Genomic DNA, 25,967 nt, shown 5'->3' on the forward strand with positions numbered 1-25,967 from the left:
TGACACCAAAACACCACATGTGTCACTGAATGTTCATAATCCCCTTTTCATGATAATTTTTCGATGCGTATCATTAGCTTTTCAGATGAAGATTTACTATGATAAATAAGTTTATCTTTTTTATTAAAAAAACCATTTATTCTTTAAAAATAAAGAGGATATTCTTTTTCGTAATTATTTGTTATAATAAGGTGTCTTTAACATTATTGAGGGGGAACTATATTTCCATGTCAGTCGAAGTAGGCAGTAAAGTACAAGGTAAAGTAACAGGCATCACTAATTTTGGAGCATTCGTAGAATTACCAGGAGGCTCAACAGGTCTCGTGCATATTAGTGAGGTCGCAGACAGCTATGTAAAGGATGTTAATGATCATCTGAAAATTGGCGACCTAGTCGAAGTAAAAGTTATTAGTGAAAAGGACGGAAAAACTGCCTTATCCATCAAAAAAGCAATCGAAAAACCAGAGGGACAAACATCTTCTTATTCTCAACGACCACCGCGTCAAGGAAGAACGGATAACCGTTCCAAAGACTTTCGTTCAAAAGGTCAATTCAAACCGAGGGAAAGTTTTGAAGATAAAGTGTCTAAGTTTTTAAAGTCAAGTGAAGAGAATTTATCTAGCCTCAAACGCAACACTGAATCAAAACGAGGCGGGCGGGGCGGAAGACGCGGATAACCTTCTGCGTTTTTCATAGATCATATAGATAAGGGCAAGCCTGCATAAATAGGCTTGCCCTTTACGTTAAGATAAAATATAAAATGAGAGGAATGGTACGATCCTATGAAATGCATTTCAATTGATCTTGATGGCACGTTATTAAACTCAGATCATGAAGTTACCGAAGAGAACGTAAAAGCCTTAAACGAGCTTCAAGAACAAGGCCATTGCCTGATTATGAATACGGGACGGGCATACACCGATGTCATTAAGCTAAAAGCCATCCAAAATATGGAGGTGCCACTTTTTTGTGTAAATGGTTCTGTTTTATATACGAAGACAAGAGAACTGCTGTTTGAAGCAACCCTACCCATTTCAACTTATAAAGAAATATTTTCGATTCTTAAGGGATTAGGTGTGGGGATTCTCGTCTATACCGATCACGGGGGCTTCCCCTCCACCCTTCCCCCATTGCATGGGAAGACAAAACAAGAACTTGATACCCTATTTCAGGAATTTAATTATGATGCCATTCTAGAAAAAGATAATCTAAAAATCTATAAACTGATCGCTTTAGTTCATCAAGACCAGCTTGATACTATTGCTGAAGTGAAAGCCGCCTTAGCCGGAAATTATCCGATTTCAACGGCCTCTTCTTTTCCGAATAATGTAGAAATCACCTCGAGTGAAGCCCATAAAGGCAAAGCATTATTACGGTACCAAGACATGATGGGTCTATCTTTTGATGAAATTATTGCGTTTGGCGATGGCGGCAACGATCTTGCTCAATTTGAAGTTGCTACTACTTCTGTTGCCATGGGAAATGCCCCGTCCCATGTGCAACAAAAAGCAGATATTATCACAAAGACCAATGATGAAGATGGTTTTGCCTATGCTGTTCGTCATCTTTTGCCATTACTTAAAAGTGAAGAGAAAATAACGGCAAATTAAAGGAAAAAACGAGCCTTTCCAGTTTATTGGATAGGCTCGTTTTACGTGGTTCACCCCCCCTTTAATACTTTGTTAACAGCTTCATGATTTCTTTTCTTCGATCCTTATTTTTTATTCTTGTTAAATCCAGGGCAACTTCATACCCCTTATGTTTCGACCTTAATACCTCTTTTATCGCCTCTTTAATACTTGTCTCATCATCCGTAACGGCAATTACCCTTCGTAACATCTTTTTCCCTCCCCAGAGGTTTGGTACTGATTGCACTCCGTTAAAATCTACTCATCTTTTCGCTTGATTAACTGTCTTATTTTGAAAAAATGCCTTCACCGAATCATTGATGAGCGCCACACTAATAGCGGTTAACACAAAAAATCCAATCGGGACTATAATAATCCATTGATAAGAGAAAATATAACTAATGCTTGAACCAATAACACCAGACCACTCATATGAAATGGAACGTGGGGGATCGATACTATCGCCATAGGCGATGAAGGAACCACCGAAGAAAAGGTTCAAAAAGCCAAGGTGGGCTAGAAGCTGCAGGGATTGAATAAATTGTTGTCCGAATAGCAAAATCCATTTTTCATACACATGTGGGACAATATGCTTGAAAAAGACACTAGTCTTGCTTGCCCCAAGTATTTTTGCTGCCTCAATAAATGGTTCTTTCTCCACTTGCCTCATTTCACCTGAAAGGTGAATGGTCAAATTTGGAATCGCAATGATAACAAGAATAATAGTTTCAAATAAGGCCCGCTGCCAAAAAGGAGTTGAAAACCCTTCGATTGGCATCCATAACACAGTATGGAGGATAAAATAGGCAATGATTGTCTGTGGGACGACCGAAAATGGTTCGAATATACTCTTTAATACAGAGTATATTCTTGGTCTCAATGAATAAATGAAAGCACTCATAATAATCGACAAAATCATCCTTAAAATGGCCACCAACAGCGTGATTCCGATCGTATATTTGGCTCCTTCAATCATCATTTGCCCGAGATCATAGCCGTATTTATCGGATCCCAGGAGAAAGACTGTCAAGGGAGGATAGGGCGGCGCATCAATCAGGTTTCCTCTTTCATCGGTATGAAACCGCAGTTGTCGAATGTCCCCGTTATTAATGATACTCCAGGTAAACAGTGTAACAAGAAATAAAACACTAACCACAAATCTTTTTCTTTTCAATAAAAATATAGCCATCTACCCTTGATCCTTTCTGTTATCAAAGCTAATCCATTCATAGAGACGATAGAGAATAAAAAATGGGACAAAAATCATAAGGCAGCCAATTATAAATGGGTCCCTCCCGGTTCCCATAACTCTGAGCAGGCCATTCATATTAAATAAATAATCAATCACTAATAGTGTTGAAAGCATCGACCAGAAAATTGTTTTTGAGGCCCCAAACATCCCATCCGCAATATTTCTGAGGACATGGAGATTCAATATATGTGGAAACGACAATCCTTTTGCCACAGCTAAGGATATATAGGATTTCTCCAATTCTTCCTCAATGTGATGGATAAGGATTTTTGTTATGTAAAAACTAATCGGAATACTGATGCTGATGATGGGCAACAAAACAGCCTTTTCCCTTACAGAAACAACCTGGGCCAGCTTGATTCCGGTTTTTTGATAAATCAAAATGACCGCCATTTGTAATAGGAGAATAAACATTAAGTCCGGGACCGATTCTGCTAACTCTAGTACATATTTAATCACTTTCATTCTTTTGCGAAACAGCATGAATGATAGATAGGTAATCAGGAAAGCAGTGAAGAATGCAGCCACAATGCCCAAACCTAATATTTTCATAGACTCGAAATAGCTCTCTATAATAAAAGGAAATAATGAACTTTTACCATCTCCTGTTAGAAAGTCTCCTAAAGTAAAGACTTTACTATTAAGCTCATAGATGGCATGAAAATATTCAGTGAAATGAAAAGATATATTGGCAAATAAAACAGGAAATGCTGCGATTAGGATAAGCACCTCTACACCGATGAAACACTGTAATATCAGGGAACCTATTTTTTTAACTATTTTCATTAGAACTTCCTCTTCATCCATTCGATAATTATTTTAAAACAATAAATAGTCAGTAAACTAAACTAATTATACCGATTCCTCCATCATCTTGCTATAATTTCCTGCAAAAAAAACATCTCCACCATGGGGAGATGTTAAAGAACGCCTTCTGTTTTATTTTTTAGCCGAAGTGCTGAGAAATTCTGAAAACAAACGATACAACCTGAAATCAAGATGGCAATAAAAACAGGAAGCAACCAGCCAAGTCCATCATTGTATAAGGGCAATATCTTTTCATAAAATGAAATAATCGATTGTAACCAACCAAAATAGCTGATTTCAAGCAAATCACAGAATGTTTTGAAACCATCAATCACACTGATCATAAATGTGACCGTAATAGCGGATGCATATACAATCCTTGAATGGTGAAAAATTTTTGATAGGAATGTCAGTAACATCAATGCGATTGCCAATGGATATAACAACATTAACACTGGAATGGAGAAGTGAATGATGTTTGATAACCCAAAGTTTGCGACAGCAAATGACACTAGTGAAAAGAAAACTACCCATACTTTATAACTGACTTTAGGAAAGATTGTATGGAAGTATTCCCCACAAGCCGTCATCAATCCGATGCTTGTTGTTAGACAGGCTAAGATAATAACGATCGATAACATAACCGTTCCTACTGAACCAAAATAATAGGAGGCCGCCTTGCCAAGGACTGGTCCTCCGGTATCAAACAGACCGAAAGCTTCTGTACTTGTTGCGCCAAGATAGGCTATGCCGACATAGATGATACCAAGAAAAACGATGGCTACAATTCCAGATTTAGCTGATGCCGTTAGAATTCCGCGTGTAGACGTTATTCCCATCGACCGGATCGCATTGATGACAATAATCCCAAATACAAGTGATGCGAGGGCATCCATCGTGTTATACCCTTCCATTAACCCCTTCATGAACGCCCCGTTAACATAGGATTCCTGGGGTACGCCAATAGAACCGACTGGTTTTACCACAGCCATCACTAATAAAACCAAAAGGAGAATAATGATTCCAGGCGATAGGATTTTTCCCACGTTGTCCACTATTTTAGCAGGATTTAATGAGAACCACAGTGTAACAATAAAGAAAACACAGGTAAAAATAATTAAACCCGCATGTCCAAATCTCTCTCCAACGACCGGTGCAATCCCGATGTCATAGGCTACAGCACCTGTCCTTGGTGCGGCAAAAAATGGCCCAATTGTTAAATAGAGTAGTGAGGTAAAGATGATCCCATAAACAGGATGAACCCGCCCCGCAAGTTCCTGTAAGTTTTTACTACCAGAAAAGCCCATCGCCAATATCCCAAGGAACGGCAGGCCGATACCGGTAATTAAAAATCCTCCTATTGCCATCCAAATGTTTGTTCCTGCCACTTGCCCCAGTCCAGCCGGAAATATTAAGTTCCCGGCACCAAAGAATAACGCAAACAACATAACACCTATAATGAAATACCTTGAAAACGGTAATTTATTTTGCATATAAACTGCCCCACCCTATTGTAAAAATACTGATAGTGTAAATATACTATCAATCATTGAACTATTTCCGGAACTAATAATACTATTCCCACGGAAGAAATTCAACCTATTTTGGGGATTATTTAGACAATTTCGAAATGACAAAAACATACTTTTGTATAAATATTATCAATGTTTATCAATGGAGGTATTAAAGGATAGGGCTCACGACAATGTTATCCCAGAAAAACAAAATCAAACGAAAAAACCTCTACCTGAGTAATGTGACTGGCAAAGGTTTTCTAATCCATACAATTTCTCTATTAAATACCATCCCGAAGGTTTTCTAAGATTGGAAACAGCTCTTCCAAGTGCTTAATTTCATATGTAGGAATGACTTCATTTCGCTCTTTTTTGTGACGATTGATCCAAACCGTTTTAATACCAGCACAGTTAGCACCTAGAATATCGGTCATCAGGTTATCTCCAACCATTATAACTTCCTCTTTCTTCACCGAAAGAAGTGACAAAGCATGTTCAAAAATGGATGGATCAGGTTTTCCTTTGCCAAAAGCACCGGAAATCACAATTTCATCGAAATAAGGGACAAGTTCTGGCGTTATCTCTAGTTTCGTATTTTGTAAATCGGGTGAGCCATTTGTCAACAAGAGAAGCTTAAATTTTCCCTTTAAGAGGTCGAGTGTTGTAAAGGTTTCCTCGTATACAATCGGAGACTTTCTCCGTTCTTGCGGGAAAAGCTCTGCTAACCATTCGCCAAAGTCAGGGTCATCCACTCCCATCATCCTTAGCCCTGTTGTCCAGGCATCTTTCCGATAAACAGGAGCCGTTTCTTTCATCTTCATAAAATTAGAATCATTTTCATCCAAAAAATTACCCCATAACCCTTCAAATGGATTAATCCCTATCATTTGCGTAAAAGGGTAAAAATCATAGGAAGAGTAAAGTTTTCTCGCAGCCTCACGAACAGCATCTTCCAATTGATCAGCATCAACGCCGTACCGATTTTCAGCTGCTTTACATGTTGAAGCGAACGCATCCTTAACACTCTTTTGATCCCAAAGTAATGTATCATCTAAATCAAAAAATATCGCTTTTATCATGAACCTCACACCCTTTTTTCAAAACTATTTTTACTAGTTTACCATTTTACTACTTTAAAGCAAATAATTTTGCAAAAAATTCAAAAAAGTGTATGAAAGAGTTTCGTCATACACTTTTTAGTAACATCCTGCTACGACGTCACAGATATCACATGATTAGGAGTTAAATCATCCTGAATGGTTGGATCGACGGTCTCGTTATTTCCAACTACCATTAAATTTTCATCTGGATTTTTAGAGACAATAATTACGCCATTCTTGATTAATGATTGACTTCCGACCACGGCATTTTCAATCCACGCATTCTCCTCAATAGTGGTATGCGGCAAAATTACCGCGTTTTTAATCCTTGCCCCCTTTCCTACCTTCACACCATTACATAAAACTGAATCTTCAATCGACCCGTAAACCTCGCAGCCTTCACTAATCAAGCTTTGATGGATCTTTGCACTTTCGGCTAAAAACAATGGCGGCTCATGATGTTCAACCGTATGAATCTGCCATTTAGGATTCTGCAGAAAAATATTATTCTCACCTTTCAATAAATCCAGATTCGCCTCCCAGTAGCTGTGGACCGTGCCAACATCCCTCCAATATTGATCAAAATAGTATGCATAAAGCTGTAATCCATCAGACAGCATTGAAGGAATAATATCCTTGCCAAAATCGCGATTGGTACATTCCTTCTGTTCCTCCAGTTGTAAATAGTCTTTTAAAATCTTCCATGTAAAAATATAAATTCCCATCGAGGCAAGATTTGACGAGGGTCTATTCGGTTTTTCCTTAAAATCAATAATTTTGTAGGTTCGCCTATCAATATTGATGAGCCCAAAGCGGCTGGCCTCTTCCCATGGAACCTCAACAACCGCGATGGTACAATCCGCTTTTGTTTCAATATGCTGTTCTAGCATCACTGAATAATCCATCTTATAAATTTGATCCGCAGACAAAATGGCAACATAATCTGGGTTATTTTGCTCAATGAATTCAATATTTTGATACACGGCATGTGATGTCCCCTCATACCACTCCACCCCGGAATTACTGCGTTGATAGGGTGGGAGGATGGTTAACCCGCCAGTTTGATTATACAAATTCCAATAGCTGTATTGGCCGAGATGGGCATGCAACACATAGGGCTTGTATTGCGTTAAAATTCCGACTGTCTCAATTCCTGAGTTTTGGCAATTACTTAAAGCAAAGTCAATGATTCTGTATTTCCCACCAAAGGGCACGGCCGGCTTCACAAGTGTTTTGGTCAGGAGATTCAATCTTGTCCCCTTACCACCAGCCAACAATAACGCAATCCAGTTTTGCTTTTTCATTTTCCTCCTCCTCGAAAAATTATTTTTGAACCTGTATGCCGCCTGTATAAAATGTTCTTCTTCTACTCTTATTATCTCCGATTTTTTCCATTTTTTCGTGTAACCTGTTACAGCTTTGTGAATTTGTCCTGCTTTTTTATCGACATAAATTGTGGCCTAACTCTTGATTTGACTGGACTTGTCGATATATTAAGGTTTACAGCGAATAAAAAACTGCCCAGAATCCCACGATATGCCGTCGCGGTTTCCAGGCAGTTTAGTTTACTAAGATAATATTCTCTTTTCGCCATCGATTACTTTTATTGGGGCTATATTTTGGGTAAATTCTAGGGTACCAACGTATTTTCCGTCTTCATCCCGAACAGCAAAGTAACGAATATAAACATATTTATCCTTAAATGGTATCCAGAAGTCCTCACTATCTTTCTTACCTGATTTAAATTCAGCAAGCAATTCTTCCACTACATGGACACTTCTTGGCGGATGGCAATTTTGAACCGTCCGGCCAATTACTGCTTTTGTCCGAGCGAAGATTCTTTCTTTTCCGTGTGAGAAATAGCGGACAACATCATCCTGATCAATGAAAGTAATATCTACTGGTAAATGGTTTAACACCAATTCGAGTTGTTTTAATGATAGAACCCCGGTCTCCATTTTGATAAATCCTTCAGAGATCGTGTTTTCGTCCAACCCTTTCCGATCGGGCTTCCATTCTTCAGCAGGAGCGGTGAGGCAAAAGCCAATTTCATCACTTTCATGGGCAATTTTCACCCATTCGTCTTCAGTGAGATTTTTTAAAGCCATTGGGAAAAGGATGTTTTCTTCGCGGTAAATCATTTCTCCTACTTCTTGAATGACATAATTCATTATTCCGATAACGGCTTGCTTATCACCATTATAAGTAGCCAGTTTTTGTTTTGCTTCTTTAATGCCGTCACGGATAAAGTCGTCAATCCGCCACATGTTGGTAGTTGGGCCATAGATTCCGTATTTTTCTAAATACGGAAAAATCAAATTCTCCTTACGGCTGTAATGCTTATCAATATCAAGCAAGAGATTTACATCTTCCAATAGCATAAAGACATGTTCAGCAGAATCTTCTTTTTCAAATTGCCAAAGGTGGATTTGAAGCTGCGTTTTCAGTAATTTATCTAGTTCTTGATTTTCCAGTTTAAAGGTATGAACAGGGTGACCCGGCTGATCTTCCGGCTTTTTCACTTGTTCTACCTTCTCCTCTTCAATCGAACCCTTAAATATAGCCGTATGCTGGGCGTATAAGCGCTGCAGTTCCGCAGCCGAAATTCCTTCGACAAAATCATGCTGAAGCTGGGAAATTTCATCCACTGTGATTTTTCCAATATAAGCATCGAAATGCGCCTTTACCTCATCAAGGTTTCGACCATTATGTAGGTCTTGAAAAATTTGTTTTAACATTGTCATCCGTTCTGTATTTGTAGTAGCTAAGTTTTCACGGTTATTAATGAATTCACTCATTTTAGGATTCTCCTTCACTGTACTACGTAATTGTGAAATATTTCTCATTAATAACTTATCACTTCGTAAATTGTTTGTTTGTGATAAACATCATTGGTACACTCTTAATTGTGAAAACTTTAAGAACGAATAATCAGCGCAATAAAGGGCAGTGATTTACCCCATCACTACCCTTTTACAGTATATTCATTATTTAATTTACTTTCTTTGGGCCTTTCCAATACATTTCCCGTAAACGATATTTTTGTAGTTTTCCCGTTGCAGTTTTTGGCAGTGCTTCCACAAACTCAATATCTTTTGGTGCTTTAAAATGAGCCATGTTTGCACGGCAAAACTGGATAATTTCTTCTTCTGTCACGGTTGCGTCTTGCTGCAGGACAATAATTGCCTTCGGAACCTCGCCCCACTTTTCATCAGGAATAGCAATAACGGCTGTTTCTAGGACTGCAGGATGTTTATACAAAACCCCTTCAACCTCTGTAGAAGAAATATTTTCTCCTCCAGAAATGATCAAATCCTTGGCTCGATCTTGAATCTCAATGAATCCGTCAGGATGGGTGACTGCTAAATCGCCGGTATGGAACCAGCCGTCGCGGATGGCGGCCGCAGTGGTTTGTTGATCTTTGTAATAACCAGCCATCACCACATTGCCGCGGGTCACAATTTCACCAAGCTCTCGTCCATTCCATGCAACCTCCTCACCATCTTGATGAACGACCTTTGTTTCTCCATTGAAAGCGAGTTCAATTCCTTGCCTTGCCTTAATCATTGCTTGTTCATCGGCAGATTTAGTATCAAATTCTTTTTTCCACTCGCAATAGAGGATAAAGGGTGAGGTTTCCGTCAAACCATACACATGAACCATATTTAGTCCAAGAATCTCTTGGGCTTTATGAATCAAAGCCGCTGCAGGTGGTGCACCAGCAGTCGCCATCCGTGGACTTGTCTTGATCTTCACCTCTTTTGCCTTTGGATCATTCACAAGCATATTGACAACAGTCGGGGCACCACATAACAAGGAGATATTTTTTTGCTCAAATATTTCAAGAATCAGCGGCGGGTCAACTTTTCGCAAACATACATGCGTACCACCAGCAGCTGTTATCGCCCAGACACCCCCCCAGCCATTTGCATGAAACATCGGTAATGTATGTAAATACACGTCATCAGGTTTTACATTAAGGTGATACAAGAAATTAGCAGCATTCAGGTAATTACCACGATGCGTAAGCATCACACCCTTTGGCTTTGAGGTAGTTCCACTGGTGTAATTTAAGGTAAGAAGCTGATTTTCATCGATTTCTATTTCTGGTAATGTAGCATTTTGCGGGGCATGCTGAAGGAAATCCTCATAATCTACCCCATTTAAGGATGTTTCATATCCTGCAATATGGACAATAATAACTTGTTCCAAGGAAAGATTTTCGATAATTTTCTCAATTGGACCAGAAAATTCTTCATCGACAATTAACATCCTTGCGTCACTGTGACGAATAATGTATTCCAAATCCTCTGCTGTAAGCCGGTAATTCAACGGAACCATAACCGCACCTAGCTGACAAATCCCATAGAAGCATTCCAGCATATAATGGGTGTTGGGCAGCATCACCGCAACATGATCACTTGCTCCGATTCCAGCTTGCTGTAAGGCAGCCGAAAGCTGGTCAACCCGATGTCCAAATTCCTTATAGGTAAATTCCTTGTCACCGTCTATTACAGCCGTTTTTTGCGGATAATATTTAACCGCTCTCCGTTTCCAATCCAATGGGGTTAATGGGGCAAACATGTCATCAGCTCCTCTAAGTATTTGAATATTCACTTAATAATTTCACCAAGGATTTAACAAAATCCTTTAAATTTTGCATATTCTTTTTCTTGTATATATAAGCACAACAAAAAAGCAGTTTTGAAATAAATTACTGCCTTAATCGTTTATTTATTTTTTTATCGTCTGTTTATTGAAAGATTTTTTTAATGCGGTGCCAGACTGTTCGAGGGCTGCTTTTCCTAAGCCGATAACCCCGGCCATGCTGATAAATCCATGAATCGTACCATCATACCGTGTCAATTCTACTTCAACGCCGGCATCTGCCAGTTTTTTTGCGTATTCCTCGCCTTCGTCTCTTAGCGGGTCGTATTCTGCTGTAATCACAAGTGCAGGTGGCAGGCCACGAACATCTTCATAAAGAATGGGCGATAAAAGCGGTGTATCTTCCTCCCCAGCATTTATATAGCAATCGCGGAACCATTCCATTGTTCCTTGTGTTAAAAAATAGCCTTCTGCATTATCTACCTTCGATGCTGATGGAGTGCCCAAGATATTCGTAGCTGGATATAGGAGTAATTGAAAACATATAGCAGGTTTGTTTTTGTCCTTGGCCATATTTGTAATGACCGCGGCTAGATTTCCCCCGGCACTGTCACCGCCGACCGCAATCCTGTTTTGATCTACTTGAAATTCCTCAGCATGATCATAAACATATTCAACAGCTGCATAGCAGTCATAAACGGCTGCCGGAAATTTATGTTCAGGTGCCAGACGGTAATCAACTGAAATCGTCACACAATTCGCGATATTGGTCAGAGCCCTACAGATATTTTCATGTGAATCTAGATTACCCACAACCCAGCCGCCGCCGTGGTAATAAACAATAGCAGGAGAATATGGCTGCACTTCCTTAGGATAATAAACACGAACAGGGATTTCTGACTCAGGTCCAGGGATTGTCCGATTTTCTACTCTGCCGACGGGTTCTAGATCTCCCTGTGGCAATGCGAATGCCTGCCTTGCCATTTCCGGTGCTAACGCTTCCAGTGGTGGTGCACCAGCTGCCGCAAAGAATTCTAATATCATTTTCGTTTGTGGATCAAGAGACATATTATCGACCTCTTCCGCGTGGAATATTCTTACATTACTTTAATTCGTGCTAGATGCTTTATATCCTTCAATAAATTTACTTTTTAATGGTGCCTGACACCCTTTTTATGTCTGCCACCACTTTAATGTTATTTTTATAGATTCTTTTTTGGTAATTGAGCAATTCCCCCATACAAATGGGACTACCTTTACGTAGATTAGTAGGAGAACAGGAGACGAGCTTTAGTGCTCTCTGTCTTCCCGATTCAAGATTAATACGAGGTGAAATAATGAGACACTTTTCTACAGAGGATATTCAAAGGGCTGCAGAGGAAGTAAAAAGATCCGGGCATGGAAAACACATGTTTAATGATCCCGGATCAAAAAAGAGAACTCATCATAAAAAACATCCCTGGCCAAAACCACCCAAACACCGCAACACTTCTCGAAGAATTTCTGCAAAGCCCGTTCAGCAAACCATTGCTCGAAGAACCACTACCAGAAATCGGCCTACTTCTGTGACAGTTACTTCTAGACACATTACTTCCAGAAATCGGCCCACTTCCGTGACAGTTACTTCAAGACACATTACTTCCAGAAATCGGCCTACTTCTGTGACAGTTACTTCTAGACACATTACTTCCAGAAATCAGCCTACTTCTGTGACAGTTACTTCTAGACACATTACTTCCGGAAATCGACCTACTTCTGTCAGGGTGACTTCTAGACGCAACACCTCCAGAACTCTACCTACTTCTGGCAGGGTGACTTCTAGACACGACACCTCCAGAACTCTACCTACTTCTGGCAGGGTGACTTCTAGACGCAATACTTCCAGAACTCTACCTACTTCTGGCAGGGTGACTTCTAGACGCAATACAACTAGAAATCGCCAAACTTCTATGATGGTTACCACTAGAAGGAATACATCTAGACGAAATACTTCTAGAAGGAATACTTCCAGACAAAATACTTCTAGAAGGAATACTTCTAGAAGGAATACTTCCAGACGAAGTGGATTCAGATGCTGTAACCGTTCGCGTTGGAGCAATGCCAGACAAGACGATTTTGGCTGGAGCGCAACACCAAATGATAATTTTGAAGTGGAAGGCTATATTTTGGAAGACAATATTTGGAGACCAGTTAGACGGTAAACTTTATATTTATATCGGAAATCAAAAAGATGCCAAAGGCATCTTTTTGATTTCCCTATTCCAATATCGTTATCTTCCTTTGTAAGTATATTCTTCTTTCCTCAATATAGTTAGCAATCACTTCTCGCTCTTGATCAAAGTCATCAATCGTTTGTTTCTTATAAGGGTCCAGTAGCACATAGGGACGAATCAGCTGAAGTAATTTTTCAACCCTAGGCATCATAAATTCATTAGTAAATTGATGGTTCATGATTTCTTCAAGCAGGTTCCTGTAATTTTTTCGATAAACATCTGTGTCTAGTAGCCTGGCCGTTAATGTATTAAAACCATCAATTGGGACATAATTCGCCTCCATTTCCTTTCCATTTACATCACGCCCCCATGTTGCATCGTAATCCCAAGGTATCACTTCAAATAACCCCGTATCTCCATTCCGATAAAGTGCATAGTTATGAACAAATCCATCATAGTTTGATGTGAAAATAATCCCAGCGATCCAGCGGAGATATTTATCAATATCAACATATTTTCGTATTTCTTTTTCAAAATCAGTCTGTGAAAGGGTATTAATGTTAAAGATAAATTCTTGTAAGAAATAATCATTTTCAGCAATTCCATATTTTCTTTCATAGCCTAATTCCAAGGAAGTCTTCGTGATTTTATCTAAATCACTCATTAATGAAAAGTTTGCATCACCATCCACCGCGTAAAAGATACTTCCGTCTGCCAGGTTTCTTCTTTTTAAAAAGTTTTCGTCCACCGATTCGAGTTCCAAATAAACCCCTTCAGCCCTTCCATTTGAGGTTAAAAAAATATGCCTCGATTGAGGGGATAGCACACCAATCTCTGAGAAAAAATCGAAGGACAACTTGTTTCGGATAAGTGATGGATCCTTGTATTCAGCGTTCAGATGGAATTGGTTAGAACCTTTAAACCTTTTCGGATTATAAAAAGCAATTTGGTAGGACTTTTTGGAAAAATCACGAATATGTGACCCACGGTAGCTTAAATCAACCTCAAGCCTTTTACCCTCTATCGTTAATTGAGCGGGAACCGGCTCATCAATCCAAATGTCTCTTCTGAGTTCCTTAAGATCTATTGGTTTAATAAAAAGCTTATATTGCGGAATACCTGTAACCTCGTCCATGTTCTATTTCCTCCTTCCCTTATTTCTATGAAGGAAAACGAAGGGAGGTCACGACTAGCTTGCATTTTTTCAAATCATAGGCGTTTGTCCCAAACATGTACAACTATACAGACGTAAATTGGTAAAAGAAGAGTGAGTTTTAGGCGAAAAATATGTCAATAGCTTTTGTGCTCTCTTTTCTAGAATTAAAGGAGGTGCTAAAATGAGTGAATTTTCACCCGAGGAGATTCAAAATGCCGCAGATGAGGTAAGACGCGGTGGATTCGGAGACTTTATGTTCAGAGACCCAGGACAAAATCGCGGGACATCACGTCGAAGAACTACACGGCGACAAATAACATCACGAAGAAGAACGACGAGTAGAGATACTTCTAGAAATAGAAACACGACTCGAAGAAATACGTCAAGAAGACGTACGTCGAGAAAAACGACTAGGAGATGCTGTTCGGGTTGGCGGAACACATCTCGTGGCAATGAACAAACAAGAAGTTGTTGGCGGGACGGGAATATGTGGGAATATTGTGTTCGAAATCGAAAATAAATGTCCAGCAAAGAAAAATGGGAAAGGAAGCAATTGCTCCTTTCCCATTTTTCTTTGATTGATTATTTCTTCTCAGGAATTACACAGCTGCCATCTGCACAGCTGACATCATCTTCTGTAGAAAGATCCTGCAGTACAGAGGCAGGAGCTTCTTCCTCCCAAACCTTTTCCAAGGCACCTTTGAATGTTTCAATCGGCTGTGCACCGGAGATGGCATATTTAGAATTAATAATAAAATACGGTACACCTGTAATCTGATACTGCTGGGCTACCCCTTCATCTGCACGTACTTCATTGGCAAAGGCGGTTTTATCTTGAATAACTGCTAAGACTTCTTGGCGATCTAACCCTGAAGCTTCAGCCATGTCAGCCAACGTTTCGATATCTCCAATATCTTTCCCTGCAGTAAAATAGCCTTGAAGCAATTTGTCAGAGAGAACTGGTTCTTTCCCATGTTTTTTTGCAAACTTGGCTATACGATGGGCGTCAAACGTATTTGTCGGCTTCATCTCGTCAAAATTAAACGTTAATCCCACGGTAGCTGCCTGCTGACCGACACCATTGTTGGCTTGTTTAGCCTGTTCTAGGCTCATGCCATATTTTTTTGCCAATACCTCATGGATATTTTGACCACTGTATGTCGATGAATTCGGATCAAGCTCGAAGCTCTTAAATTCCACCTCTACCTGCTCTTTATGAGGAAATTGATTTAACGCCTCTTCTAACCTGCGTTTCCCAATATAACAAAACGGACAAACATAATCAGACCACACTTCAATTTTCATCATATTACACCTCATTTTCCTTAGGTTACGAATATAGTACCATACCTCATTTAAAAACCAATACAATGTGCTCAAGTGAAAAATCAAATAGATATTTGATTATGAAAGGATTTCCACTATTGTAGTAGAATTTACAACAAGACCTGTATCAGGATTCGTCCGGATAAAAACTGATCTTTGGAAAATGGGTTTGCTACTTAATTTCTCATCCCCTTTAACTATTTCCAACTATCCACAAAAAGAGATGAATCCGAAAACATATATTTTTTATAGTTGGAAATAATAACCTCGATAAACTGGAAGGGATGGGATGTTTGATGTCGTTAGAATGGTTTGACAGAGTATGTGCAGAATTGCAGGAGCACCTGGAATCAATTTGTGAAGAATATGATCAGGTTGGCCAAATGACAATTGAAAGAGCCGCCAAACATCCAAGAATTGAGTTTTTCGTGGATACTGCGGATGTCGACACCGAAGAACTTGACCGTGATTATTTCTGCACGCTATTCTTCGACCCGCAAAACGAAGAATTTTACATTGATAGCTTCGATGTCGACAGCGGACACACGGCGAAAATCATCCTTTCAGACATTGAGGAGATTATTGAGGAAGTGCACGCAAGTCTTCATGACTATATGAACGGTGATGGCCATTACACTGATGACGGAGTCTATTTGCAGTCGGAGGAAGAATTTGATGTCGCAGATTGTGAAACCGTTGAGGAGGAGGAGGAGGAATACTTTGAAGCGGAACAGATCAACAGCGATGATATTTTTGAGGAAATAGATGTCGATTGGTCTACCCCTGAAGTAACTGCCTTCAAGCATGAAGATGAAGTGGAGGTCACCTACCAGTTCGGGGTCGTCCAAGCAACAGGTGACGGCGTCCTCAAACGGGTTAACCGTATCTGGACAACTGAAGACGAATTGATAAAAGATGAATCCCATTTTATCTTTAGCAAGGAAGAAGCGACCACCATAATCGCAATGATTGCCAGCCACATGGATCAATTAAGCGAGTTTGATTTTGATGACATGCCGTAACATACAAAGGAGCAGCCATTTGGATGCTCCTTTTTTAATCCACTGTATAGTCAATTTCAATCAAATCCCAAGCTGTGATTATTCCCAGGGGTGTCTCATCTATTTCCCCATTTTCCGTGATGATAACACCCTCGATTTTCCGTTTCTTTTTATGGGCTTTTTCAAAAATCGTTTCAACCTCAAAGATATTAATGCTCTTATCGACAATCTCAATGGGACGTTCTTTTTCGTATTCCATGATATCTGAAACATGAATATCTAATAGATTTACCTGACCACTTTCCATATGTTCCGCTATCCATTTCACGATGGAGCCTGCGGTCAAAAGTCCGATGCACTTTTTATTTTTATAGATAGGGAACTTAGAATACCTGTACTTTTTAATCGCTTCTGTTACTTTTAAGATGCTATCCTGAACATCAAAATAGACCACATTTTTGGATGCGATGGAAAGGGCGTAATTGGGACGGCTTAAAACATTGGCAATTTTTTCAATATGATTGACAACCTTGGCATTCGGCTCGGCAATATAAAAGCCTACCTCCATTTTTTCATGGACGATGGCATTTCGAAGCCGCGCGTATTGCTCCAAATCCTTCTTAAAGGTTTCAATGATTTGATATTTTTTTGCGCCAACTTTCACCAACACGACGAATCTTTCATCATTGATTTGAACGATATCTCGTAAAGCGTCATGAACTTGATTGAAGGCGACTTCAAAGCGTTCCGACAATAGCTGCACCTGTTTTTTATTCATATCATGCTCTCCCATTTACCATGCTCATAATCTACTATCTTTATAGTAAAATCAATAGTTGGATTTTTCAAGAGATTCCTTTCTTTCTTGACTCCCCATTCCCTTTTCTAATTAGGAAATCATTAACCAAGATGACAAAGGTTCGTGTTCCCTTACGAATTCATAATTATTTCACTTTTACAATATATACAAAATTTAACAGATGATATAATAGGAATGATTATAGAAATATGTATAAAAAAGGAGTCCTATTCAATGTTGAAGAGGGTGGGGATATTTTCCTTAATTGGACTAATACTGTTGAATTTGGTTGGTTGCACGGGTGGTTCTTACACAATAACGGTTGGGGAAATCGATACTCAACAGAATGTTATGAGCGGAGAATACAAGAGTTTTTCGGGGCATTATTTTAAAAAGGTTAAACTTGAGGATAGACAAACCCTAAAAGTTACATTTTCAGGAGATACTGAAAAAGGAGAAATAATTGCAAAAGTGATAGACTCCGATGGCAATACAAGCAAAACCTTGAAATCAGGAAACACAGTTACCATTTTTGAACCGGGTCACTATAAGTTGCAGGTAGAGGGAAAAGAGCATAAGGGCCATTTTACATTATCCTGGAAAATAGAATAATCTATGCCGATATATAAAAAATGCTCAAAGACTTTTATGCTCTGAGCATTCGTTACGTCCCTATCCGGTCGGTAACTTTATTTTATCTAATATTGTTGATAAATAACTTCTTACGATGCCAATTGATTTATCCCGTTGATCAGAAGATTCATTTTCACCAGCTACCTCAGTAGCACTGGATTCCACATCCATTAGTTCAGGAGAATATATCCGCTTTCCGTCCATAATACAGCGAATCGCGGAGGCTAACTCCTCGCTCGGGCTATCTTTTAATAAATAAGCCCTAACATCCGCTTCTAAAGCACGCCTGAAATATCCCGGTCTTGCGAAGGTTGTTAAAATAATGATTTTGGAAAAAGAAGAAATTAACGCTTCCGCGGCCTCAAGCCCAGTCATTTTGGGCATCTCAATATCCATCAGACATACATCAGGCTGAAATTGATGGATAAGTGTAAGTGCTTCTTCTCCATTGGCCGCTAGTCCTACTACTTCCATATCATCTTCCAAATTGAGGAGGGAACCCATTGCCTGTAACAGCAGTTCCTGATCTTCCGCAATGACAATTCGTATCATCTATGTTCTCTCCTTATCTGGTGTCCGCTAGTAAATAGAGACTCCCCTTTAGAGAGGGGAGGTAGTTATTGCTTTATACTTCCGGTTTCGCATGAATAGAAACCCTTTTTTTAACAGTTGATTTGATATCTTTAAAGGTAACAAAATTCTTACTTTTCTCATCCCATAAACGAAAACGGAGGGATCGTAAGCTTGTTGCAAGCGTGATAGTTGGTACATTTTGTAACGGAGGCGTATTTTTGTGTGCCTCCTCGAGTTTATAGTTAGGTACCCGTGGACTTAAATGGTGAACATGATGGAATCCAATATTCCCCGTTAGAAATTGCATGATTTTTGGAAGCTTGTAAAAAGAACTTCCCTCTACTGCTGCTTTCACATATTCCCACTCTTTATCTTCTTCAAAATAAGAATCCTCAAAGGTATGCTGTACATAAAACAACCAAATACCCGCTGCACCTGAGATCATAAAAATCGTGCCCTGTACGATAAGAAACGACTGCCATCCAATTGCTAAGCACATTAATGTAATCCATGCAACAATGAGTATATTCGTTAAATAGGTGTTGTTACGTTCTTTCGTCCTTGCACCTTTACGGTTAAATCGATTCTTAAGAAGGAATACATAAATCGGTCCTAATCCAAACATAACCAATGGATTACGGTAAAAACGGTAAGCTAAACGAAGCTTAAGTGGTGCTGCTACATATTCATCGACTGTAAGCGTCCAAATATCTCCAGTACCCCTTTTATCCAAGTTACCACTTGTTGCATGATGTACTGAATGCTCATGACCCCATTGATCAAATGGGAATAACGTTAAAACACCCATAAAAGTCCCAACTGCTCGATTGGCCCGACGGTTTTTAAAGAAAGAATGATGGGTGCAATCATGAAAGATAATGAAAATTCGTGTTAAATACCCTGCAGCAAGGACTGATGGAACCAATGCTAACCAATAGGAGACGGAAAGACTTTGATAGGCAAGAAACCAAAGTAGCATAAATGGTACGACCGTGTTGATGATTTGCCATACACTTTCCTTCGTTGTCGATTTTTCAAAAGGAGTCATTTGTTTTTTTAAATTTTTCGTATTTTGTAAGGTCATTTAGGTGAATTCCCTTCTTGGATTATGACGTTAAACCAAGTATAAACCAAGGGATTTGAACTTGTTAGTAGCAGGTGTCATGTGCAGGGCATGATAAATGTCATGTCCACGGTAATTTTATAGATATTTTTCTGAAATAATTTATTTAATAGGTGTTGGCTATCAACTGAATCAGCCTATCCTCTATCTTTTTCGCCTTCTCTTCATTTACTAAATTATTTAGCAGGATGGAAAAAATGAATGAATGTCCACTTTTTGTCGTTACATAACCGGAAATCGAGCTGACTGTCGAGATCGTGCCTGTCTTTGCCTTCACCTTTCCCTGAACGATTGGATCTTTCAAACGGTGTCTTAGTGTGCCGCCTATTGTCTTTTCAGGGGCACCTGCAACTGGTAATGAATGAACATAAGCAGGAAACCATTTTTCTTTTTGAACAGAAAATAACAGCTGCGTAATTTGATTGGCGGGAATTAAATCTACATGTGAAACCCCGGACCCGTCACGTATCACCATTGTTTTCGTATTTACTCCAAATTTTGAAATCTCCGTTTCCAGCACTTCTAGCCCCGTCTCCCAGCTGCCCTTTCCCTTTACCACCTTCCCCATTTCCTTCACTAAAACCTCAGCATGCCCGTTATTACTCAACTTCATAAATGGAATCAACAATTCCGATAATGGCATCGATTGATGGCTCGTCAAAACCCTGGCGGTGTTTGAAGCCGTTCCTGTTCGTATTTTCCCAGATACTTTTATTCCGTTTTTTGCTAGTGATTGTTTAAAAAGAGTGGTTGCATACTTTGTTGGATCCCAGACACCAATCCATTCAGTCACTGCCTTGGTTGTTACTGGAATAGTTCCTTCAATGGTGATTGTGTTCTTTGCATGTTCTCTTTCCACTTTAATTTCCTTTTTGCCATCTGCCTCGACCGTTTCAGCTTTATTGATGATTTTCACATAATTAGTTTCTGGTGTTACTACTACTTCCACCTTTTCACCACTTTTTAAGCCGGGTTTGATCTTTACCATAACAGAACCTGAATCATAGTCATTCGTTGGTGCAGCAGTCAGGGCGGAAATCTGGGCACCATAGTAAGTGGTTTCGTCACTCCACGGCAGGTCGAGCGAATAACGTTCGTTATCGTAATGCGAATCATCTCCGACTACATTTCCTTTTATCCGCTTAATGCCAAGCTCCTTTAATTCTACTGCCATTTTATCAAAATCCGATTTTAGTAGTGTCGGGTCTCCATATCCTTTTAGAAAAAGATTCCCTTCTAGTGTCTGCTTTTTCAGTGGAGCATCAGATAGTACCTCGGTCTTAAAACGATATTTCTCACCAAGGACCTGTAGGGCAGCTGCTGCGGTCAATAACTTCATATTTGACGCAGGGCGTAAACGGATATCCCCCTGATGATCATAAATGATTTCACCACTGGCTGCCGAACGAATGCTTATTCCGGCAATGGTGCCTTGTAAGTCAGGTTCGCTTACGATAAGCTGATTAAGCCGCTTACCCATATTGTCATGACTGTTCATTCCGTTTACGTGAAAATATGGGATTGCTAAAGAAATGACTACAAAAAATACAATGATGTAAATTTTAGTTCTTTTCATTAATTTCAATCAGGCCTTCCTTTTTCATAAGAGTTTGTCCAAAAAATCAGTGTTGTAGTAAAAATGAATTCCAAAAATGGGACAAGAACTAATATCCCAGATTGATGGTTTTTAGATTCGCCGATATAATTGAAAATTCTCTGATAAATATACAAAATACGCTGATATATCAGTTTCACTCACTAATTAAGCAAAATTTTACATCACATACTTCATGTTTTAGATTTTGAATAGGGTTAATGACTCCGTCCTATACGAAAACAATCCCATATTTAGATAATATTCTTCAGAACAGCAATATTTTTTCTTAAGTACGCCCAATTCTGCGGTGCCGGCAGGCTAATTTGCCAAAAGGTTGTGCCGACTAATTGATAAACATCCATTAAGCGATACTTTTCTATATAACTGCGAATGTCTTCAAACCAAACAACATGCTCCTCTACTCCATGCCAATAGCGAAACCATGGGGATTTGGCGCTGTTGTCAAATTCAATCGAGGAACCGGTGGAAATCGCTAGATTTTGTGCTGCGAGCACTGACCTGGCATGTGTTGCATTCGTATGGACAACCTTGTCATACCCATAAAGCGGCAAGGCGATTTGTAGTTTTCGAGGGCTAATTTGGGTAATAGAGTATTGAATCACCTGTTCAAGCCAGGTAATCGGGGCAATCGGATCTGGCGGGCCACCTGGGTATCCGTAATCAATCGTCATAACCGCAACCAAGTCGGCGACCTGGCCAATTTTTGCATAATCGTATGCACCAATGATGCGATTGGTAGGAATATCTGCTGTTTTGGCGTGAACATTCACGTGTAGGATCAATTCGCCTAAAGCCAACTTTAAATCTGTTAAAAAAGTAATAAAATCATTGCGCCTTCGCGGGGGAATAAATTCAAGGTCAATGCTGACACCACCAAAACCCCTTTGGATGGTAAGATTCACGATACTTGCGACCAAATTTGTTCGAAATGTAGGATTTTCAAGCACACTTCCCGCCAATTCTGCACTGAAATCACTGCCCGTATAATTACGAATCATCAGTAACGGGGTAATGTTTAATTCTTTACACCTCGCCACAATCGCCGAGTCCTCAGACACATTAAAAGCGTATCCTTCTTTTGTAAAAGAATAGGCGACAACCGCCAGGTACGTTAATTGCCCCGCAAGATCATTGAGTGTTTCCAGGTTAGCGTTGACAGAAGAAGGCACTAAGAAGCCAAGTGTGGCTATTTCTAATTTTAATGATGAGGGAATATTGATTATCTGTCCGACAATGAGCCGTTTTGGATCTACACCGGGATTAGCCGCTAAAATCGTTGAAATGTCTGTATTAAAAACTTGGGCTAACTGCCAAATTTGATCGCCTGCCTTTATTGGATAAGGACGGAGTGGCGGCAGACTGTCCGGGAGATAGAGGGCAATTCCCGGGACAAGTGTACTTGTCGAAGGTAACCCATTTAGCTCAACAATCGTTTGAATTGAAACTCCATACATCGCAGAAATCATCCACAAATTTTCGCCCGTCTTCACAACATGAACTGCCATAAACCGCTCACACTCCTTTCTATTCATCTTATGGACTAAAATGACTAAAATTCTTATTAAAAAATGGTTCCTCTAATTTTTATGGGCATAAGAAAAACCCGGGTTCCGTCAGAACACCGGGATTCTCTTACTATTCAAAATCATCATTTCGATATCTTCTATATTTTGCTGCATGGCAGGCATCGCAAGTAGGAAACGAATGATCCCACGCCAATTTTTTCCCGCAGTTCTTACATTTCTTCACGAATTTCTTAATGTCTGTCTTTAACCGATCCTGTACTTGATCACTAACTTCTGCTCGCAGTCGTTCCCAATAAATAGTTTCTGTTCGCTCTCCCAACCGATATAAAAACAACAAATGAAGCCCGATGGCCTTATAACTTAATTCTAATTCCTCCAGGCTGCGGTCTTTTACAATTGGTTCAGGTAGAACTCTGCCTTGAATAATAGCATACATGTTATCTTCCCATTGCCTCGTCAACACCAATTCATTTTTTGAAAAAGGCAAGTGTAAAAAGCCATACAAATCCATTAAGGAAAGTCGTGCTTCAATTTCTGTCCCGGCAATTAGGTGATAGAGGGACTTCTCCTCAGAAAGGGAAGCTTTCTTTGTACCCTTTGGACTTTCAAATTTACCCCACAGCTCAAAGAACGTCCCCAAATCATGATAATACCGTTGAAAGCGTTCGAACACCGAATTGGTTGGAGCAATCGAAAACGTATGGACAGGCTCATCCTCCTGTAGCAAGAGGTTTTGCATTTTTTTGATGTCACTTGTAAACGCGACTTTGCCGACATCATAAATTCCTTTTCGACCGGCCCGGCCAGCAATTTGCTTTACTTCCTGCGAGGTGAGCAGCCGCCTTCTAGTTCCATCGAATTTATCATTTTCCAAGAAAACGATCCGGCGAATGGGCAAATTTAACCCCATACCAATTGCATCTGTTGACACAATTACCTTTGTCTTTCCTTTATTAAACTGCTCGATCTGCTTTTTCCTCGTTTCCGGCGGCATACTGCCATAAATCATACTGACCGAATGCCCGTCATTTTGCAGCCGCGAGGCCGTTTCCAGAACACGTCTTCTTGAAAAACAAATGAGGGCATCACCTTTTTTAACGTGCTTAATATGAAATTCCTTCTTTTCCACCTCAAGTGGCGTATCCCGGCTGTACTCATGAATTTCAATATCCGCATTTCCCAGCAACTCGAGCAGCATTGTTCTTGCATTTCTGCTGCCGATGATATGTACTTCTTTTGCATTCGCTTTTGTGATCGCCTTATACCACGAAAATCCGCGGTCTTTATCGGTAATCATCTGGGCTTCATCGATCACGACCACTTCGTAAACCTCTTTTTCATGGAACATCTCCACAGTACAAGAGATATGCTGTGCGCCCGGAACCATTTTTTCTTCCTCACCGGTTTTTAATGAGCAAGATACCCCCTCCGCATTCAATTTATCAAAAACCTCAAGAGCTAACAGTCGAAGTGGTGCCAAATATAAGCCACTTTCGGCTGCCTTCATTTGTTCAAGTGCATGATGGGTTTTCCCCGTATTCGTCTCGCCAATATGTAAGACATAACGAACATGTCGCTGTAACGAAGGGTCATATTCTGCACCAAAGATGTCTTTCATCATCCGTTCTTCGGCTTCTTTTTTTCGCTGAAGTTCTGCTTGTTCTTCTTTCTGTTTCTTTTCCCGTTCACCAAGGTCTTTTTTCAGAAAAGCCCGATGCACCTTTGGATCGAAAGGAACTTCGGCTATCCTTAATAGATCTGACACATATTCATCTTGAATATCTTCAATAAAATAGCTCTCAAGGTCATATATGAGCTGCGCAATGCTGCCTTTTACAAAGGACGGCGATAATTTCTCATGGAAGACATCGTAAAAATCAGCCATAAGCTCATCCGAAAGTTGTTCTAGAATTTTCTCTGGAATGAGCTCTGATATATAATCTGAAATTAAACTTTCATAAACAAAGAAATAAGTTTGATATTCATAGGTACTTCGGCCCCAGTTGAGTGTCTTGTGAATATCGCCGGTAAGTTCCCCGAAAAATGTCGCTACTGTTGTATATTCAGATGAATCAAAGGAGCCTTGATTGACTAATTTTTCTTCAAGCGCCACTGGATCAATCGCCTGAAACTTCATATTATTCTTTAAATCAGCTGCTAACTGCTTTGCAACAAAGTAACGGATATATAGATAAAAAAGTTCATATTGATCTTCTAAAATACCAACGGCGAAGTCCTCGATTTCACCGCGAAGCATTTGCTTTTTCTCTTCGAGGTCTTTCTGTTCTTCCCGCTTTAAAAAGTTTACCTTTGCCTCCTGATAACGCTCTGCCCACAGTTCTTCCTGTCCAGAAAAAGTTTCCTCCACCCACTCCATCACATTGAAAGGCTGATAGGATCGCATTTCATCTCTGAAGAGTTTGTTCAGCAGCTTACGGTCAATTCCGTGAACCTCAAACCCTTTTTCACTTAAAAATTGCTTCTTTTCATTTTTTGGAACATCATTTGTTGATTTATTTAGCCAGACATTCACCCAAATTTGTTCTAGATAATGACCGCGATCCTTCATGTATTGCTCAAAGGATGGCTGTAATTCATTCGTTTCTAAATAGTGGTCAATGTCCTCGATCACCTTCATTTTTGTATGTTCAATCGCTTGAGGGTATATGGTTGTTAATTTACTCATACATTTCCCTCCTTTTCTAAAAATTGGTTTCATATTTTTCATTTTAACACAAAACAAAAAACCGAACGAATATTCGGCCCTAAATATTATGTTGATTACAATATTCGTCTATTAATTCTTCGATTTGATCTATCTCTGGAAACTTCCCGGAAAACTGAAATTGAATTTCTTCGATAAATTGGTCTTGATTGTAGACATGGACCGCTCCGTTTTGCATGATCACACTGTATTCTGGCACAAATCGGTATCCACTTCGTTCAATTGCCCCCATTTTAAGTCCCCTTTTCGTTGTTTTTTATAGTATTAGCAGTTTGCAGTGTACTAATCCAATGCTACTAGCTGCTCAAACAGTTTTTATTTGCGGAAATATCCCGTTTATTTGCGAAACAAACAGATTTGTTTGC

At 39.6% G+C, this 25,967-nt stretch carries 24 protein-coding genes; 6 read left to right on the forward strand and 18 right to left on the reverse strand.

Features of this window, described 5'->3' with window-relative positions; translation table 11 throughout:
• Positions 1 to 227 precede the first annotated feature (227 nt).
• Together RCG19_RS23095 and RCG19_RS23100 are read left to right on the forward strand one after the other, a co-directional pair.
• The gene (locus RCG19_RS23095; RefSeq protein WP_166240640.1) at positions 228 to 677 is read left to right on the forward strand and encodes a S1 domain-containing RNA-binding protein; all 450 of its coding nucleotides are present in this window, start codon (positions 228 to 230) and stop codon (positions 675 to 677) included.
• Between the two features lie 105 nt (positions 678 to 782).
• Positions 783 to 1,610 carry an HAD family hydrolase gene (locus RCG19_RS23100; RefSeq protein WP_308109108.1) on the forward strand — a complete coding sequence of 276 codons (828 nt, stop codon included), beginning with the start codon at positions 783 to 785 and terminating at the stop codon, positions 1,608 to 1,610.
• Positions 1,611 to 1,671: 61 nt separating this feature from the next.
• On the opposite strand, the gene RCG19_RS23105 is transcribed toward RCG19_RS23100, so the two are convergent.
• The 9 genes from RCG19_RS23105 to RCG19_RS23145 form a co-directional block, all read right to left on the reverse strand.
• On the reverse strand, positions 1,672 to 1,839 hold the full coding sequence (locus tag RCG19_RS23105) for a hypothetical protein (RefSeq protein ID WP_308109109.1): 168 nt from the start codon (positions 1,837 to 1,839) through the stop codon (positions 1,672 to 1,674).
• Positions 1,840 to 1,890: 51 nt separating this feature from the next.
• Positions 1,891 to 2,817 (reverse strand): ABC transporter permease subunit, encoded by a 927-nt coding sequence (locus RCG19_RS23110; RefSeq protein ID WP_308109110.1) that lies wholly within the window; start codon positions 2,815 to 2,817, stop codon positions 1,891 to 1,893.
• Positions 2,818 to 3,666: an ABC transporter permease subunit gene (locus tag RCG19_RS23115; RefSeq protein ID WP_308109111.1), complete on the reverse strand. Its 849-nt coding sequence runs from the start codon at positions 3,664 to 3,666 to the stop codon at positions 2,818 to 2,820.
• A gap of 134 nt (positions 3,667 to 3,800) precedes the next feature.
• Entirely contained in the window at positions 3,801 to 5,180 is a 1,380-nt protein-coding gene (gene brnQ, locus RCG19_RS23120) for a branched-chain amino acid transport system II carrier protein (protein ID WP_308109112.1), read from the reverse strand.
• 302 nt (positions 5,181 to 5,482) lie between these two features.
• On the reverse strand, positions 5,483 to 6,280 hold the full coding sequence (locus RCG19_RS23125) for an HAD family hydrolase (RefSeq protein ID WP_308109113.1): 798 nt from the start codon (positions 6,278 to 6,280) through the stop codon (positions 5,483 to 5,485).
• 131 nt (positions 6,281 to 6,411) lie between these two features.
• Positions 6,412 to 7,605, reverse strand: a complete 1,194-nt coding sequence (locus tag RCG19_RS23130) for a glucose-1-phosphate adenylyltransferase (protein ID WP_308109114.1) — start codon at positions 7,603 to 7,605, stop codon at positions 6,412 to 6,414.
• 264 nt (positions 7,606 to 7,869) lie between these two features.
• Entirely contained in the window at positions 7,870 to 9,099 is a 1,230-nt protein-coding gene (locus RCG19_RS23135) for a DUF438 domain-containing protein (RefSeq protein ID WP_308109115.1), read from the reverse strand.
• Positions 9,100 to 9,292: 193 nt separating this feature from the next.
• Entirely contained in the window at positions 9,293 to 10,885 is a 1,593-nt protein-coding gene (locus tag RCG19_RS23140) for a long-chain-fatty-acid--CoA ligase (RefSeq protein WP_308109116.1), read from the reverse strand.
• Positions 10,886 to 11,035: 150 nt separating this feature from the next.
• Positions 11,036 to 11,977: an alpha/beta hydrolase gene (locus tag RCG19_RS23145; RefSeq protein ID WP_308109117.1), complete on the reverse strand. Its 942-nt coding sequence runs from the start codon at positions 11,975 to 11,977 to the stop codon at positions 11,036 to 11,038.
• A 269-nt stretch (positions 11,978 to 12,246) separates the two neighbouring features.
• Between RCG19_RS23145 and RCG19_RS23785 the strand changes: the two genes are divergently transcribed.
• On the forward strand, positions 12,247 to 13,110 hold the full coding sequence (locus tag RCG19_RS23785; RefSeq protein ID WP_374049568.1) for a CotG/ExsB N-terminal domain-containing protein: 864 nt from the start codon (positions 12,247 to 12,249) through the stop codon (positions 13,108 to 13,110).
• 55 nt (positions 13,111 to 13,165) lie between these two features.
• Here RCG19_RS23785 and RCG19_RS23150 read toward each other — a convergent pair whose 3' ends face one another.
• Positions 13,166 to 14,257, reverse strand: coding sequence for a CotH kinase family protein (locus tag RCG19_RS23150; protein ID WP_308109118.1), 1,092 nt, complete (start codon positions 14,255 to 14,257; stop codon positions 13,166 to 13,168).
• A 202-nt stretch (positions 14,258 to 14,459) separates the two neighbouring features.
• Between RCG19_RS23150 and RCG19_RS23790 the strand changes: the two genes are divergently transcribed.
• Positions 14,460 to 14,798 carry a CotG/ExsB N-terminal domain-containing protein gene (locus tag RCG19_RS23790; protein ID WP_166240613.1) on the forward strand — a complete coding sequence of 113 codons (339 nt, stop codon included), beginning with the start codon at positions 14,460 to 14,462 and terminating at the stop codon, positions 14,796 to 14,798.
• A 62-nt stretch (positions 14,799 to 14,860) separates the two neighbouring features.
• Here RCG19_RS23790 and RCG19_RS23155 read toward each other — a convergent pair whose 3' ends face one another.
• Positions 14,861 to 15,583, reverse strand: coding sequence for a DsbA family oxidoreductase (locus RCG19_RS23155; protein WP_308111060.1), 723 nt, complete (start codon positions 15,581 to 15,583; stop codon positions 14,861 to 14,863).
• 317 nt (positions 15,584 to 15,900) lie between these two features.
• On the opposite strand from RCG19_RS23155, the gene RCG19_RS23160 reads away from it, so the two are divergent.
• Positions 15,901 to 16,626 carry a hypothetical protein gene (locus RCG19_RS23160; protein ID WP_308109119.1) on the forward strand — a complete coding sequence of 242 codons (726 nt, stop codon included), beginning with the start codon at positions 15,901 to 15,903 and terminating at the stop codon, positions 16,624 to 16,626.
• A gap of 34 nt (positions 16,627 to 16,660) precedes the next feature.
• Here the strand turns inward: RCG19_RS23160 and RCG19_RS23165 are convergent, their stop codons facing one another.
• Positions 16,661 to 17,383, reverse strand: coding sequence for a CBS domain-containing protein (locus tag RCG19_RS23165; RefSeq protein WP_166240607.1), 723 nt, complete (start codon positions 17,381 to 17,383; stop codon positions 16,661 to 16,663).
• A gap of 144 nt (positions 17,384 to 17,527) precedes the next feature.
• Between RCG19_RS23165 and RCG19_RS23170 the strand changes: the two genes are divergently transcribed.
• Positions 17,528 to 18,016, forward strand: a complete 489-nt coding sequence (locus RCG19_RS23170; protein ID WP_308109120.1) for a hypothetical protein — start codon at positions 17,528 to 17,530, stop codon at positions 18,014 to 18,016.
• Positions 18,017 to 18,076: 60 nt separating this feature from the next.
• Here the strand turns inward: RCG19_RS23170 and RCG19_RS23175 are convergent, their stop codons facing one another.
• The 6 genes from RCG19_RS23175 to RCG19_RS23200 all read right to left on the reverse strand — a co-directional run bounded on the left by RCG19_RS23175 (position 18,077) and on the right by RCG19_RS23200 (position 25,834).
• On the reverse strand, positions 18,077 to 18,589 hold the full coding sequence (locus RCG19_RS23175; RefSeq protein WP_308109121.1) for a response regulator: 513 nt from the start codon (positions 18,587 to 18,589) through the stop codon (positions 18,077 to 18,079).
• A gap of 73 nt (positions 18,590 to 18,662) precedes the next feature.
• Complete coding sequence (locus RCG19_RS23180; protein ID WP_308109122.1) at positions 18,663 to 19,694, reverse strand: Delta(5) desaturase DesA; 1,032 nt, start codon at positions 19,692 to 19,694, stop codon at positions 18,663 to 18,665.
• A 145-nt stretch (positions 19,695 to 19,839) separates the two neighbouring features.
• Entirely contained in the window at positions 19,840 to 21,309 is a 1,470-nt protein-coding gene (gene dacB / locus RCG19_RS23185; protein ID WP_308111061.1) for a D-alanyl-D-alanine carboxypeptidase/D-alanyl-D-alanine endopeptidase, read from the reverse strand.
• 272 nt (positions 21,310 to 21,581) lie between these two features.
• On the reverse strand, positions 21,582 to 22,856 hold the full coding sequence (locus RCG19_RS23190; RefSeq protein WP_308109123.1) for a glycosyl hydrolase family 18 protein: 1,275 nt from the start codon (positions 22,854 to 22,856) through the stop codon (positions 21,582 to 21,584).
• Positions 22,857 to 22,986: 130 nt separating this feature from the next.
• Complete coding sequence (locus RCG19_RS23195; RefSeq protein ID WP_308109124.1) at positions 22,987 to 25,563, reverse strand: DEAD/DEAH box helicase; 2,577 nt, start codon at positions 25,561 to 25,563, stop codon at positions 22,987 to 22,989.
• Positions 25,564 to 25,642: 79 nt separating this feature from the next.
• Entirely contained in the window at positions 25,643 to 25,834 is a 192-nt protein-coding gene (locus tag RCG19_RS23200) for a YbxH family protein (protein WP_308109125.1), read from the reverse strand.
• Positions 25,835 to 25,967: the final 133 nt, after the last annotated feature.

This window comes from Neobacillus sp. OS1-2 (assembly GCF_030915505.1).
Lineage (GTDB): Bacteria > Bacillota > Bacilli > Bacillales > Cytobacillaceae > Neobacillus.